The sequence below is a fragment of the Mycobacterium sp. IDUB_3 genome (assembly GCF_055419585.1).
In genome coordinates this window covers 1-16,774 of sequence record NZ_JBVAXZ010000004.1, presented here as the reverse complement: position 1 = coordinate 16,774, position 16,774 = coordinate 1, and the positions used below count along the sequence as shown (strand labels likewise).

Annotated in this window: 3 protein-coding genes; all 3 read left to right on the top strand. The window is 68.8% G+C overall.

Features of this window, described 5'->3' with window-relative positions:
- Positions 1-3,357: condensation domain-containing protein (locus ACZYVJ_RS25720; RefSeq protein ID WP_463834070.1), on the top strand; the 3,357-nt coding region annotated here is incomplete at its 5' end.
- Complete coding sequence (locus tag ACZYVJ_RS25715; RefSeq protein ID WP_463834068.1) at positions 3,354-11,003, top strand: non-ribosomal peptide synthetase; 7,650 nt, start codon at positions 3,354-3,356, stop codon at positions 11,001-11,003. The genes ACZYVJ_RS25720 and ACZYVJ_RS25715, both read left to right, overlap by 4 nt.
- 618 nt (positions 11,004-11,621) lie before the next feature.
- The coding region (locus tag ACZYVJ_RS25710) for an amino acid adenylation domain-containing protein (protein WP_463834066.1) at positions 11,622-16,774 on the top strand (5,153 nt) is incomplete at its 3' end.

The following is a 16,774-nucleotide window of genomic DNA, read 5'->3' as shown; positions in this document are numbered from 1 at the left end:
TATGTGGGTCGTCCGGGTCTGTCGGCTACGCGGTTCGTGGCCTGCCCGTACGGGGCTCCGGGTGCGCGGATGTACCGCACCGGCGACCTGGTCCGCTGGGGCGCCGATGGGCAGCTGCAGTATGTGGGCCGCGCCGACGAACAGGTGAAGATCCGCGGCTACCGCATCGAACTCGGCGAAATCCAGGCCGCCCTCGCCTCGCTATCCGGGGTCGAGCACGCGGCGGTAATCGCCCGCGAGGACCGACCCGGCGACAAGCGCCTGGTGGGCTACGTGACCGGGATGGCCGACCCGGCCGAGGTGCGCGCCCAGCTCGGCGAGCGGTTGCCGAGCTACATGGTGCCCTCGGCGGTGGTGGTGCTTGGCGCGTTGCCGCTGACGGTCAACGGCAAGCTGGACACTCGGGCGTTGCCCAGCCCGGAATACCAGGACGCCGACCGTTACCGGGCTCCGGTGAGCGCCATCGAGGAGATCCTGGCCGGCATCTACGCCCAGGTGCTGGGGGTGGAGCGCGTCGGTGTCGACGACTCCTTCTTCGACCTCGGTGGCGACAGCATCCTGTCGATGCAGGTGGTGGCCCGCGCCCGGGCGGCCGGCGTGGTGTGCCGCCCGCGGGACGTCTTCGTCGAGCAGACGGTTGCCAAGCTGGCGCGAGTCGCCACGGTGGCCAGCGGCGACGACGACGCGGTCGACGAGGGACTGGGCGCCGTGGTGGCCACCCCGATCATGCGCTGGCTGCAGAACATGGACGGCCCGGTCGAGCAGTTCAACCAGACCATGGTGCTGGCGGCGCCGGCGGAGGTGACCTTCGACGACGTGCCGGTGGTGGTGCAGGCGCTGTTGGATCGGCACGCGATGTTGCGGATGCGCGTCGAGGACGACGGCGTCGGCGGCTGGTCGCTGGAAGTGCCCGAGGCGGGCTCGGTGCAGGCCGACGACTGCGTGGAGTCGGTGGACGTGTTGTCCGAAGCGGCGCTGGTCGACGCCCGGTCGCGGCTGAACCTTGCCGACGGTGTGCTGCTGCGTGCCGTATGGGCAGGTGCGACAAACCAATTGGCGTTGATCATTCACCACCTGGCCGTGGACGGCGTGTCCTGGCGGACCCTGATCGAGGACCTCAACATCGCCTGGGCGCAGCACCACAGCGGCCAGCCGGTGGCGCTGCCGGTGGGTGGCACCTCGTTCGCGCGGTGGTCGTCGCTGCTGGATGAATACGCGCGCCGGCCCGAGGTGGTCGAGCGGCTCGAGGAGTGGCGCCAGGTGGCCGCCGTCCCGGCGTTGCTGCCGCAGGCGCGGCCCGAGGACACCTACGTGACGGCCGGACAGCTCTCGGCGTCGTTGGACGTCGAGACGACCCGGCTGCTGCTCGGTGAGGTGCCCGCGGCCTTCCACACCGGGGTGCAAGACATTCTGCTGATCGCGTTCGGCTTGGCCTGGACCCAGTTCGTGGGCACCGGCGCGCCGATCGCCATCGACGTGGAGGGCCACGGACGCAACGAGGAGCTGGGCCCGCAGGTCGACTTGTCGCGAACGGTCGGCTGGTTCACCGCGAAGTACCCGGTGTCGTTGCGGATCGGTGGACTGTCCTGGGGCCAGGTGATCGGCGGTGACGCGGCCCTGGGTGGGCTGATCAAGGACGCCAAGGAACAGCTGCGCGCGTTGCCCGACGGCTTGACCTACGGGCTGCTGCGCTACCTGAATCCCGAAGCGGCACTGGATGGTTCGGATCCGGTCATCGGATTCAACTACCTGGGTCGGCTCGGCGGCGGAGCCGCCGAACTGTCGGCCGAGCTGTGGCAGCTGGATCCGGACAGCTTCGCGTTGGCCGGTGCGGCCGGCGCGGTGGCGCTGCCGTTGCCCCACACGGTGGAGCTCAACGCCGGCACCATGGACACCGCGGACGGCCCGCACCTGCAGGCCAACTGGACGTGGGCGGTCTCGGCGCTGGACGAAAAGCAGATCGGCCGGCTCAGCGAACTGTGGTTCGACGCCCTGGCCGGCATCTGCGCGCACGTGCGCAACGGCGGCGGCGGCCTGACCCCGTCCGACATCGCGCCCGCCCGCCTCAGCCAGGAGGACCTCGACGAGCTGCAGCAGCAGTACCAGATCGCGGACGTGCTGCCGCTGACCCCGCTGCAGCAAGGACTGCTGTTCCACACCGGCACCGCCCAGGGCGGCGAGGACCTCTATGCGGTGCAGCTCGATATCTCCGTGACGGGTGCCGTCGATCCCGAGCGGCTGCGTGACGCAGTGCGCACGGTCATCGCCCGGCATCCGAACGTGGTGGCCAACTTCTCCGAGGACTTCGGGGAGCCCGTGCAGGTCATGACGACCGACCCGGTCCTGGCCTGGCAATACGTCGAACTGGACACCGGCGGCGACATCGCCGAGCAGGTCGAGCGGGTGTCCACGGCCGAACGCGTGGCGGTCTGTGATCTGGCCGGGCAGCCGCCGTTCCGGAGCGCCTTGATCCGCACGGCGGAGAACACCTACCGGTTCGTTCTCACCAACCACCACATCGTGCTCGACGGCTGGTCCAAGCCGCTGCTGCTGCAGGAGATCTTCGCCAGCTACTTCGGGGTGCGGCTACCCGCACCGGTGCCGTACCGGAGCTTCATCACCTGGCTGTCCGAGCAGGATCGGGCGGCGGCTCAGGCGGCGTGGCGCGAGGTGCTCGAGGGTTTCGACACCCCGACGCTCGTGGGCCCTTCGGGTCGCATGGCGCTTGGTCCGCGCGGTGTTGCGGAATTCCAGGTGTCCGCGGAGACCAGCCGTCTGCTCGGCGAATTGGCCCGCTCTTGCCACACCACCGTCAGCACGGTGCTTCAGGCGGCCTGGGCGCAGCTGTTGATGTGGTTGACCGGACAGCACGATGTGGTGTTTGGCACAGCAGTTTCGGGCCGTCCGACCGAATTGGTTGGATCCGAGTCCATGGTGGGCCTTTTGATCAATACCGTGCCGGTGCGGGCGACTATCGGTGCCGAAACCACCATCGCCGACCTGCTTGACCAGCTACAACGCACCTATACCAACACCCTGGACCACCAGCATTTAGCACTGAATGACATCCATCGTGTAACGGGACATGACCAAATTTTCGACACAATGTTCGTGTACGAGAACTATCCCCTCGATACTGCCGCGCTATCGGCCGTGGACGAGTTAACTATTACTGGATTCACGAACCGGGAATACAACCACTACCCGCTTTCGGTGCAAGCCGTGCCAGGCCACGAAATAGGCCTTCGCGTCGAGTTCGATACAGACGTATTTGGCCAGGCGAGGATCGAGAAGCTTGTCGAGAGGTTTAAGCGGGTGCTGGAAGCCATGACCGTGGACTTGGAGGAGCAGTCATGACCGTCGGTGCGGGACGGCGATTGTTGTCGATCGATCTGCTGGATGGCGGCGAGCACGATCGACTCGACGAGTGGGGCAACCGGGCGGTACTGACCAAGCCGGTCAAGGCTCCGTCGTCGATCCCCGAGATGTTCGCCATTCAGGTGGCGCGCGCTCCGCAGTCGGTGGCGCTGACCTTTGGCGATCGCTCGCTGACCTATCGCGAGCTCGATGAGGCCGCGAACCGGCTGGCGCACCTGTTGGCCGAGCAGGGTGCCCGCCCGGGCGAGTGCGTTGCGCTGTTGTTCTCCCGTTCGGCCGAGGCGATCATCTCGATCCTTGCGGTGCTGAAGACCGGGGCGGCCTACCTGCCGATCGACCCGGCGCTGCCGTCGGCGCGGATGGAATTCATGCTCGGCGATGCGACGCCGATCGCGGTGGTGACCACGGCCAGCCTGCGCACCCGGCTGGACGGGTTCGACCTGCCCGTCATCGACGTCGACGAAGCCGCGGCGGACGGCCAGCCCAGCATCGCGGTGGAGGGGCCGGCGCCCGAGGACATCGCGTACATGATCTACACCTCGGGCACCACGGGGACGCCCAAGGGCGTCGCGGTCACGCACCGCAATGTCACCGAGTTCCTGCGCACGCTGCACGCCGATCTGCCGACCGGGCCGGGGAAGGTCTGGTCGCAGTGGCACTCGCTCGTCTTCGACGTCTCCGTCTGGGAGATCTGGGGCGCGCTGCTGCACGGCGGACGCCTGGTGGTGGTGCCCGAGTCCGTCGCGGTCTCGCCCGACGAACTGCACGCCCTGCTGGTCGCCGAGAAGGTCAACGTCCTGAGCCAGACCCCGTCTGCGGTGGGCATGCTCTCGCCGGAGGGCCTGGACTCCACGGCACTGGTAGTCGCGGGTGAGGCCTGCCCGGCCGAGGTGGTCGACCGGTGGGCGCCGGGGCGCGTGATGATCAACGCCTACGGCCCGACCGAGGCCACCGTCTACGCGGCGATGAGCACGCCGCTCGCGGGCGACTCGGGCGCTCCGCCGATCGGGTCGCCGGTTCCCGGTGCGGCATTGTTCGTCCTGGACAAGTGGCTGCGGCCCGCGCCGGAAGGCGTCGTCGGTGAACTGTATGTGGCCGGCCGCGGCGTCGCCGCCGGGTATGCCCGCCGGTCCGGACTGACGGCGTCGCGCTTCGTGGCCTGCCCGTTCGGCGGGCCGGGCGCGCGGATGTACCGGACCGGTGACCTGGTCCGCTGGGGCGCCGACGGGCAGCTGCAGTACCTGGGCCGCGCCGACGAGCAGGTCAAGATCCGCGGGTATCGCATCGAGCTCGGCGAGATCCAGTCGGCCCTCGCCTCGCTGGAGGGCGTCGACCAGGCCGCGGTGATCGCCCGCGAGGACCGCCCCGGCGACAAGCGCCTGGTGGGTTACATCACCGGGACCGCCGACCCGACCGAGCTGCGCACCCAGCTGGGCAAGCGGCTGCCGGCCTACATGGTCCCGGCCGCGGTCGTCGTGCTGGAGACGCTGCCGCTGACGGTCAACGGCAAGCTGGACAAGCGGGCCCTGCCCGCGCCGGAGTACCACAAGCGCGGCGGCCAATACCGTGCGCCGGGCAACCACACCGAGGAGATCCTGGCCGGCATCTACGCCCAGGTGCTCGGCATCGAGCGGGTCGGCGTGGACGACTCGTTCTTCGACCTCGGCGGCGACAGCATCCTGTCGATGCAGGTGGTGGCGCGGGCCCGCGCGGCAGGCGTGATGTGCCGCCCGCGCGACGTGTTCGTCGAGCAGACGGTCGCCCGGCTGGCCCGGGTGGCTACCGACGGCGCCGACGCGGATGACGTGGTCGACGAGGGAATCGGGCCGGTGCTCGCCACCCCGATCATGCATTGGCTGCAAACCGTGCAGGGTCCGATCGACGACTTCAACCAGACCATGGTGCTGGCCGCCCCGGCGGGCGTCACCTCCGAGGACGTCCTGGTCGTGCTGCAGGCCCTGCTGGACCGTCACCCGATGCTGCGGCTGCGCGTGGAGGACGACGGCGACGGCGGCTGGTCGCTGCAGGCGCCCGAACCGGGCACCGTGCAGGCCACCGACTGCCTGCAGTCGGTCGACCAGCTGTCCGACGCGACCCTGGTGGCCGCTCGGTCGCGGCTGAACCCGGGCGCCGGAGTGATGGTGAGCGCCGTCTGGGCAAGCGAGACAAGCCAATTGGCGTTGATCATCCACCACGTGGCCGTCGACGGCGTGTCATGGCGGACCTTGATCGAGGACCTCAACATCGCCTGGGCGCAGCACCACAGCGGCCAGCCGGTGGCGCTGCCCGCGGGTGGCACCTCGTTCGCCCGCTGGTCCTCGCTGCTGGCCGAGCACGCGCAGAGCCCGGCGGTGGTCGAGCAGGCCGACGCCTGGCGCGAGGTGGTCGCGACCCCGGCCGTGCTGCCGGCGGTGCGACCCGAGGAGGACACCTACCAGACCGCCGAGCAGTTGTCGGTGTCGCTGGATGTCGAGACGACCCGGCTGCTGCTGGGTGAGGTGCCCGCGGCGTTCCACGCCGGGGTGCAGGACATCCTGTTGATCGCGTTCGGGATGGCCTGGACGGAGTTCCTGGGCAGCGGCATGCCGATCGGCATCGACGTCGAGGGCCACGGTCGTCAGGAAGAGCTCGGCCCGCACGTCGACCTGTCTCGCACCGTGGGCTGGTTCACCACCAAGTACCCGGTGTCGCTGACGGTCGACGGTCTGGACTGGGCGAACGTGGTCGCCGGCGACGACGCGCTGGGCGCGGCGATCAAGGCCACCAAGGAGCAGTTGCGCGCCCTGCCGGACGGACTGACGTACGGGCTGCTGCGCTACCTGAACCCCGACATCGACCTCGGTGGATCCGACCCCGTGATCGGATTCAACTACCTGGGACGGCTGGGCGCTGCCGCCGACCTGCCCGGTGAGCTGTGGCGGCTGAGCCCCGACAGCCTGTCGCTGAGCGGCGCGGCCGCGGCGGTGGCGATGCCGCTGATGCACACCGTCGACCTCAACGCCGGCACCATGGACACCGAGGAAGGCCCCCACCTGCACGCCAACTGGACGTGGGCGGCCTCCGCGATGGACCGGGAGCAGATCAGCCGGCTGAGCCAGCTGTGGTTCGAGGCGCTGACCGGCATCTGCGCCCACGTGCAGGGCGGTGGCGGCGGGTTGACCCCGTCGGACATCGCGCCCGCGCGCCTGAACCAGCGCCAGATCGACGAGCTGAGCAAGCAGCACCAGATCGCCGACATCCTGCCGCTGACCCCGCTGCAGCAGGGGCTGCTGTTCCACGCCAGCTTCGCGCAGGACCCGGGCGACGACGTCTATGCGGTGCAGCTCGGTATCACCGTGACCGGTGAGCTGGACTCGCACCGGCTGCACGACGCCGTGCACACCGTGGTCAACCGTCACCCCAACCTGGCGGCCCGGTTCTGCCCGCAATTCGGTGAGCCCGTCCAGGTCATCCCGGCCGACCCGGTCATGGCGTGGCGGTACATCCAGCTGGGCGCCGAGGATCTCGACCCCGAGCAGCGGGTCGAGGAACTGTGCGCCGCCGAGCGCGCCGCCGTGAGCGACCTGGCGAACCGTCCGGCCTTCCGGGCGGCGCTGATCCGCACCGCGGACAACAGGTACCGGTTCGTCCTCACTAACCACCACATCGTGATGGATGGCTGGTCGCTGCCCATCCTGCTGCGCGAGATCCTCGCCAACTACTACGGCGACCAGTTGCCCGCGCCGGCGACCTATCGCAGCTACCTGACGTGGCTGGCCGGACAGGACCGCGCGGCCGCGCAAGCGGCGTGGCGCCAGGTCCTTGACGGCTTCGACACGCCCACCCTGGTGGGCCCGGCGGGCCGGATGCAGCTCGGCCGGCGGGCCGTCGAGTCCTACCGGCTGTCCGCGGAGACCACGCTCGCGCTGGGCGAGCTGGCCCGCTCGTGCCACACCACCGTCAACACCGTGCTGCAGGCCGCCTGGGCACAGCTGCTGATGCGGCTGACCGGCCAGCATGACGTCGCATTCGGTACCGCGGTGTCCGGCCGGCCGGCCGACCTGATCGGCGCCGAGTCCATGGTGGGTCTGCTGATCAACACCGTGCCGGTGCGGGCGAGCATCACCTCGGAGACCACCGTCGGCGACGTGCTGGAGCAGCTGCAGCAACACCACAACGACACCCTCGAACACGAGCACCTGGCGCTCAGCGACATTCACCACGTCACCGGTCACGACGCGCTGTTCGACACCCTGTTCCTGTACGAGAACTACCCGATCGACACCAGCGTGCCGTTGGGCTTCCACGAGTTGGCCATCACCGATGTCACCAACCGGGAGTACAACCACTACCCGCTGTCGGTGATGGCGCTTCCGGGCCGCGAGCTGGGCCTGCGCGTCGAATTCGACACCGACGTGTTCGACGCGGCCGGTATCGAGAAGCTGACCGAGCGGTTCCAGCGGGTGCTGTCGGAGATGACGGCCGATCCGACCCGAAAGCTGATGTCGCTGGACGTCGTCGACGAGCACGAGCACGCGTGGCTCGACGAGCGAGGCAACCGCGCGGTGTTGAGCCAGCCGGCGACCGGCAGGTCGATCCCGGCCATGTTCGCCGCGCAGGTGGCCAGCACCCCGGACGCGACGGCGCTGACCTTCGACGGCCGCTCGATGACGTATCGCGAGCTCGACGAAGCCGCCAACCGGATGGCCCACCTGCTGACCGAAGAGGGTGCCGGCCCGGGCGAGCGGGTCGCGCTACTGTTCTCCCGCTCCGCCGACGCGATCGTCTCGATCCTTGCGGTGCTCAAGACCGGGGCGGCCTACCTGCCGATCGACCCGGCGCTGCCGGCCGCGCGGATCGAGTTCCTGCTCGCCGACGCCGAGCCGGTCGCCGTGGTCACCACCGCGGACCTGCGCGGACGGCTTGAGGGCTGCAGCCCGACGGTCATCGACGTCGACGACCCGGAGCTGACCACCCAGCCCGGCACGGCGCTGCCGACCCCGTCGTCGGACAACATCGCCTACGTCATCTACACCTCGGGAACCACCGGTGTCCCCAAGGGTGTGGCGGTCACCCACGAGAACGTCGCGCAGCTGGTGGAGACGCTGCACGCCGACCTGCCGGAGACGGGGGTGTGGGCGCAGTGGCATTCACTGGTGTTCGACGTGTCGGTCCACGAGATCTGGGGCGCGCTGCTGCACGGCGGACGCCTGGTGGTGGTGCCCGAGTCGGTCGCGGCTTCGCCCGACGCCCTGCACGCGCTGCTGGTCTCCGAAGGGGTCACCGTGTTGAGCCAGACCCCGTCGGCGGTGGGCATGCTCTCGCCGGAGGGTCTGGAGTCGACGGCGTTGGTGGTGGCCGGTGAGGCCTGCCCGGTCGAGATTGTCGATCGGTGGGCGCCGGGACGGGTGATGATCAACGCCTACGGCCCGACCGAGGCCACCGTGTACGCGGCGATGAGCGCGCCGCTGCAGAGCGGAACCCGATCGGCGCCGATCGGTTCGCCGGTGCCGCGCTCCGCGCTGTTCGTGCTGGACCGATGGCTACGCCCGGCGCCCGAGGGTGTCGTCGGCGAGTTGTACATCGCCGGTCACGGTGTGGCCACGGGTTATTCGCGCCGGCCCGGCCTGACGGCGGGGCGCTTCGTCGCCTGCCCGTTCGGCGGCCCGGGCGCACGGATGTACCGCACGGGCGACCTGGTCCGGTGGGGCCGCGACGGTCAGCTCGAGTACCTGGGGCGGGCCGACGAGCAGGTCAAGCTGCGCGGCTACCGCATCGAGCTCGGTGAAGTGCAGGCTGCCCTGGCCGGACTGGACGGTGTCGAGCAGGCCGCGGTGATCGCCCGCGAGGACCGCCCAGGTGACAAGCGGCTGGTCGGCTACATCACCGGGACCGCCGACCCGGTCGGGATCCGCATCCAGCTGGCCGACCGGCTGCCGGCCTACATGGTGCCGGCCGCGGTGGTGGTGTTGGACGCGCTGCCGCTGACCGTCAACGGCAAGCTGGACAAGCGCGCCCTGCCGGCGCCGGAGTACCAGAAGCGCGGTGGCGAGTACGTCGCGCCGGCCGACCCGACCGAAGAGCTCGTGGCCGACATCTTCGCCCGCGTGCTCGGCATGGAGCGGGTGTCGGTCGAGGACTCCTTCTTCGAGCTGGGCGGCGATTCGTTGTCCGCGATGCGGGTGATCGCCGAGATCAACACCGCCGTCGATGGCGCCCTGTCGGTGCGCACCCTGTTCGACTCGCAGTCGGTGCGCGCCCTTGCGCACCGGATCACCAGCGGTGCCGACACCGAGGGCGCCGCGGGACCCGGGTTCGCGGCGGTGCACGGCGCCGACGCCAAGGAGGTGTTCGCGCGCGACCTCACGCTGGACAAGTTCATCGACGCGACGACGCTGTCGACCGCGCCGACGTTGCCCGGCCCGAGCGCAGAGGTCCGGACGGTCCTGCTGACCGGGGCGACCGGTTTCCTGGGGCGCTACCTGGCACTGGAATGGCTCGAGCAGCTGGAACAGGTCGACGGCAAGCTGATCTGCCTGGTGCGGGCCCGCTCCGACGAGGACGCCTGGCGCCGTCTGGAGAAGACCTTCGACAGCGGTGACCCGGATCTGCTGCGGCACTTCCAGGAACTGGCCGAAGAGCACCTTCAGGTAGTCGCCGGTGACAAGGGCCAGGCCAACCTCGGACTGGACGAGGAGACATGGCAGCGGCTGGCCGACACCGTCGACCTGATCGTCGATTCCGCGGCCGTCGTCAACGGTGTCCTGCCCTACAACGAGCTGTTCACCCCCAACGTCGGGGGTACCGCGGAGCTGATCCGGTTGGCGCTCACCACGAAGAAGAAGCCGTACGCGTACGTGTCGACTTCGGACGTGGGCCGCCAGATCGACCCGTCGGAGTTCACCGAGGACGCCGACATCCGGGTCATCAGCGCCCGGCGCGTCATCGATGGCGGCTACGCCAACGGGTACGGCAACAGCAAGTGGGCGGGCGAAGTCCTGCTGCGCGAGGCCAACGACCTGTGCGGATTGCCGGTCTCGGTGTTCCGCTCCGACATGATCCTGGCCGACACCACGTACGCCGGTCAGCTCAACGTGGCTGACATCTTCACCCGGATGATCCTGAGCGTCGTGGCCACCGGCACCGCGCCCAAGTCCTTCTACCAGCTGGACGCTGACGGCAACCGGCAGAGCGCACACTTCGACGGCCTGCCCGTCGAGTTCGTCGCCGAGGCCATCGCCAAACTGGGCGCCCAGGTGATGGACGGGTTCGAGACGTACCACGTGATGAACCCGCACGACGACGGCATCGGGCTCGACGAATACGTCGACTGGCTGATCGAGGCCGGCTACCCGATCGAGCGCGTCGGCGACTTCGGCGAGTGGCTGCAGCGCTTCCAGACCGGCCTGCGCGGCCTGCCGGAACGGCAGCGGCAGAACTCGGTCCTGCAGATGTTGACGTTGCTGCTGCGGGATCCGAAGAACCTGCAGCCCGCCGAGCCGGCCCGGGGTGCCTTCGCCCCGACGGATCGCTTCCGCGCCGCGGTGCAGGAAGCGAAAGTCGGTTCCGACAATGACATCCCGCATGTCAGTGCTTCGGTGATCGTCAAGTACGTCACCGACCTGCAACTGCTCGGTTTGCTGTAATCCCTTCCAGGAGCTCGAAAGCGGCGTGGTCCATCCGGGCCACGCCGTTTTCGAGTAATGCGCAATTCGTTTTGATGGCCGGTTACTGCTTGCGGGGATCTGGCGACCTATAACTGGGCGATAACGGTCAATGCCGCAGCGCGTGGCGCCCAAGCCGAAAACCCCCCGAAACCGTGCCATACCATATGTTGTCGATGCGAGCCTAATCAGTACCGATAGTATGCCTCAAGCGCTTCGGGTCGAGTGGAATCTATTGCTTTGGGCAATTCACAAGACATTAAGTTTGTATAACCCTGGACCAACGGGGTGGTCGTCTACTAGCCTTCCGAACTGTTGCACTCATGTTGACTACGGGGTCTTCGGAGTGGGTAGGCGTCGACTAATTCGATGGCGGCGCCGGCCGGCTCGGTCGCCTTGGCCAACGACGAGCGGCAACCGAGGTTGCGGTCGGTCTTTGCCGTCGCTGGGCCCGAGTCCGGGTCGAGCGCCGCGAAGCGGGCCGCGCCGAGCGCCGGAGCTACCTCGAGCAGAAGCGAAGCGGGCTATCGCCTGAGCAGCTGCGCGAGCGGCTCACTCGACCGGGGGGTTGAAAGGAAGACCCTGTGGTTGGGGAGTTGGATGGAGCTTGAGAACCAGGCACTTCCGCTTACGCGCGGGCAGCTAGACATATGGCTTGCGCAGGAAACGGGTCACTCTGACACCGAGTGGCAGCTTGGCTTGTTCGTGCGGATCAACGGCATGGTCCAGCGCGACGCGCTGCAGTGGGCGATCCGGCAAGCGGTGCACGAGGCGGAACCGACCAGGGTCGCCTTCTTCGAGGTCGATGGCCAGGTCGTCCAGCGGCCGATCGATGACCCGAACGCCGAGCTGACGTTCTTCAACCTGAGCGATTCGCCCGATCCCGAGCGAGAAGCCCGTCGCAGAGCGCTGGCCATCCAGCGCACGCCCATGCCGCTCACCGGGCCGCTGTTCAAGTTCGTCCTCTTCCAGACCCGGCGCGACGAATTCTTCTTCTTCGCGTGCTGCCACCACATCGTGATCGACGGCACCGGCGTTGGGCTGGTCGGCCACCGTATCGCCTCCATCTACTCCGCGATCGTGTCCGCCGGACCCATCCCGACGGCCGTCTTCGGCTCACTGCGGGAGCTGATCGACTGCGAATCGCACTACGAAGCCTCCGGCGACTACCGGGACGACGAGGCCTACTGGATTGCCAACCTGCCCCCCGACGGCGAAGCGCGTCACCGCATGCAAGACGGCACGGGGGAGCGTGACCCGTGGCCGTCCGCTCCGGTCGCGCTGGACCCCGCGGTGGTGCGCCGGGTGCACCGGTTCTCCGACGTCTGGGGCGTATCGCAGACGTCGGTCATCACCGCGGCGTGCGCGCTATTGGTCCGCGGGTGGTGCGCTGAGGGCTCGGAAGTGGTGCTCGATTTCCCGGTCAGCCGGCGAGTGCGCCCGGAGTTGAAGACGCTGCCCGGAATGGTGGCCGGCGTCGTGCCGCTGGTGTTCGCCGCGGCACCAGGAGCGACAGTCGCCGAGTTCTGCAAGCACGTCGAGAGGCGAATCGACGAGGCAGTGCAGCACCAGCGATTCCCGGTGCACGCCCTGGAGCGCAAGGTCCGCGGCCTGACAAAGCCGCCCGAACGGGTCAGCGTCAACTTCATCCCGTCGGCGTTCACCCTGCCCTTCGGTGGCGTCATGGCCTCCGCCTCCTACACGAACTCCGGTCAGGCCGACGGATTCGGCCTCATCTTCTCCAGCGACGGCGACGACCTCTTTCTAAGCACGGCGGGCATGTGGCGGCCCTGGTCCGGCCTGGACGCCCCCGACCTGGCGGCGCGTTTACAGCAGCTCCTGGTGGCGATGACGGCCGATCCCACCCGGCGGCTGAGGTCACTGGATGTGGTCGACGAGAGCGAGCACGCCCGGCTGGCGAAGTGGGGCAACGGTTTCGCGTTGGGTCGGTCGGTGGCGCCGGTGTCGGTGGTGGGGTTGTTCGCCGCGCAGGTGTCCCGCACTCCGGACGCGGTGGCGCTGACGTTCGAGGACCGGTCGTGGACGTATCGCGAGCTTGACGAGGCGGCTAACCGGTTGGCGTGGGTGTTGGCTGAGCGCGGCGCTGGCCCGGGAGGGTTTGTCGCCCTGCTGTTTTCGCGTTCGGCGGAGGCGATCGTGTCGATCCTGGCGGTGCTCAAGTCCGGGGCGGCGTACCTGCCGATCGACCCCGCGCTGCCGGCCGCGCGCGTGGAGTTCATGCTCACCGATGCCGCGCCGATGGCCGCGATCACCACCGCAGACCTGGCCGGCAGGTTCGACGGCTTCGACCTGATCGTCATCGACGCGGCCGACCCGGCGGTCGCGGCCCAACCCAGCACCGCGCCGCCCGCCCCGGCTCCCACCGATCTGGCGCACATCATCTACACCTCCGGTACCACCGGTGTCCCCAAAGGTGTTGCGGTTAGCCATCATAACGTTGCGCAGTTGTTCGACGCGCTGGATCTCGGTATCGAGTTGTCGGCCGGGCAGGTGTGGACGCAGTTTCACTCTTATGCCTTTGACTTTTCGGTGTGGGAGATCTGGGGGGCGCTGTTGCACGGTGGGCGGTTGGTGGTGGTGCCCGATGCGGTGGCGCGTTCACCCGAGGAGTTGCATGCGTTGGTGGTGCGTGAGGGCGTCACGGTGTTGACCCAGACCCCGTCGGCGGCCTCGATGTTGTCTGCGGAGGGGCTGGACGGCATGGCGTTGGTGGTGGGTGCGGAGCCCTGCTCGCCCGAGCTGGTCGACCGCTGGGCGCCGGGGCGGGTGATGGTCAACGTCTACGGCCCCACCGAGACCACCATGTGGGCCTGCAAGAGCATGCCGCTGACCGCCGGGAGGGGCACACCGCCGATCGGCTCCCCGGTGACGCGGGCGACGTTCTTCGTGCTCGACGACTGGCTGCGCCCGGTGCCCGCCGGCGTGGTGGGCGAGCTGTATCTGGCCGGTGAAGGCGTCGGTGTGGGGTACTGGCGCCGTTCCGCGCTCACCGCGTCGCGATTCGTGGCCTGCCCGTCCGGGGCCCCGGGTGCGCGGATGTATCGCACCGGCGACCTCGTCTGCTGGGGCGCCGACGGTCAGCTGCGTTACCTGGGCCGGGCCGACGAGCAGGTCAAGATTCGTGGCTATCGTATCGAGCTGGGGGAAATCCGCACCGCGCTAACCGAATTGGACGGCGTTGAACAGGCGGCGGTGCTGGTTCGTGAAGATCGTGTCGGCGACAGGCGCGTCGTCGGCTATGTGACTGGAGTCGCTGACCCCGCCGACATTCGGGCCCGGTTGGGTCAGCGGCTCCCCACATATATGGTGCCTTCGGCGGTGGTGGTGCTTGATGCGCTGCCGCTGACGGTCAACGGCAAGCTGGACACCCGCGCCCTGCCCGCCCCCGACTACCAGGGCGGCGACGGCTACCGCGCCCCGGAAACCGCCATCGAGGAAATCCTGGTCGCCATCTACGCCCGGGTGCTCGGCGTCGAACGCGTCGGGATCGACGACTCCTTCTTCCACCTCGGCGGCGACTCACTGTCCGCGATGCGGCTCGTCTCCGCCGTCAACACCGGCCTGGATGCGCATCTGGGAGTGCGGGTCCTGTTCGAGGCACCCTCCGTCGCCGAGTTGGCGCCGCATGTTTGCGGAGGGGGGAGCAAGCTCGCCCGGGTGGTGGCGCTCGACCGGCCGACCGTCATGCCGTTGTCCTTTGCCCAGTCGCGGCTCTGGTTTCTCGACCAGCTGCACGGGCCGTCCCCGGTGCACAACATGGCGGTGGCCCTGCGGTTGAGCGGACGCTTGGATACCGACGCGATGGGCGCCGCCCTGGGCCACGTGGTGGCCCGCCACGAAAGCCTGCGGACCGTCTTCCTTGCGCACCAGGGGACACCCCAACAGGTGATCGTCCCGCCCGAGCGCAGCGATGTCAGCTGGCAGGTCATCGATGCCTGTGGGTGGCCGATAGAGCGGTTGAGCGAAGCCATCGACACCGTGGCGCGGCACCGATTCGATTTGTCCATCGAGATCCCCTTGCGCGCAATGCTTTTGCGTCTCGCGGAAGACGACCACGTGTTGGTGGCGGTGGCCCACCACATCGCCGCGGACGGATGGTCACTCACACCGCTGGTGCGCGATCTCGGGGTCGCTTATGCCAGCCGGTGCCAGGGTCGTGCGCCGGATTGGGCGCCGCTGGCGGTGCAATACGCGGACTACACGCTGTGGCAGCGGGCCCAATTCGGTGACCTGGATGACCCGGCCAGCCCCATCGCCGGGCAGCTCGCCCACTGGGAACAAGCCCTCGCCGGCTTGCCTGAGCGCGGCGAGTTGCCGACCGATCGGCCGTATCCGTTGGTGGCCGATTACCGCGGGGCCAGCGTGGACATCGACTGGCCGGCGCAGCTACAGCAACAAGTGCGTGCGGTGGCACGGGCGCACAACGCCACCGAGTTCATGGTCGTCCAGGCCGCCCTGGCTGTGCTGCTGGGCAAGCTCAGCGCGAGTTCCGATGTGGCGGTGGGCTTTCCGATCGCCGGCCGGAGTGATCCCGCGCTGGACGACGTGGTCGGGTTCTTCGTCAACACCCTGGTGCTGCGCGTGGACCTCGGCGGCGACCCCAGCGTCGCCGAACTGTTGGCCCGGGTACGGCAGCGCAGCCTGGCCGCCTACGAACACCAGGACGTGCCGTTCGAGGTGCTCGTCGAACGGCTGCGTCCCGCCCGGAGCCTGGCAAATCACCCGCTGGTCCAGGTCGTGTTGGCCTGGCAGAACCTGCCCTGGCAACACGACGGCCCCGCCGCGGGACTGGAACTGGGCGACGTGCGGGTCACTCCGCTGCCGCTGGACACCCAGGTCGCCCGGATGGATCTGGTGTTCTCGCTCGCCGAGCGCTGGACCGACGACGGCCGGCCGGCCGGCATCGGCGGCACGGTCGAGTTCCGCACCGACGTCTTCGATCCGTCGAGCATCGAAATGCTGATCGAGCGGTTTCATCGGGTGCTGGCCGCGATGACCGCCAATCCCGCGCAACGGCTTTCGTCGATCGACCTGCTCGACGACGCCGAGCGTGAGCGGCTCGACGCGGCCGGCAACCGCGCGATCGTCACCGTGCCGCCGGTGGCGTTGGTGTCGATTCCGGCGTTGTTGGCCGCGCAGGTGGCCCGCGCCCCGGGGGCGGTGGCGATCACCTGCGGTGCGCGGTCACTGACCTACCGCGAGCTGTATGAGTCCACAAACCGGTTGGCGCACTTGCTTTCCAAGCAGGGCGCGGGTCCCGGTGAGCGGGTAGCCGTGGTGATCCCGCGGTCGGCCGAAGCGATCGTCGCAATCCTGGCGGTGCTCAAGACCGGGGCGGCCTATGTGCCGATCGACCCGGGCGTGCCGGCGGCGCGCTTGGAGTTCGTGCTCGATGATGCCGCGCCGGTCGCGGCGGTGACCACCGCCGAGGTGCGCCCTCGGTTTGACGGGTTCGACGGGGCGATCATCGACATCAATAACCCGGCCGTGCGCACCCAGCCCACAACCGGACTGCCGGTGCCGGCCGCGGACAGCGTCGCGTACATCATCTACACCTCGGGCTCGACCGGTGTGCCCAAGGGAGTGGCGGTGACCCATCGTAATGTCACTCAGCTGTTGGAAGCGATCGATGCTCAACTGAGCCTGGGCGAGGTCTGGACGCAATGTCATTCGCTGGCGTTTGACTTCTCGGTATGGGAGGTCTTCGGGTCATTGTTGTACGGCGGCCGCCT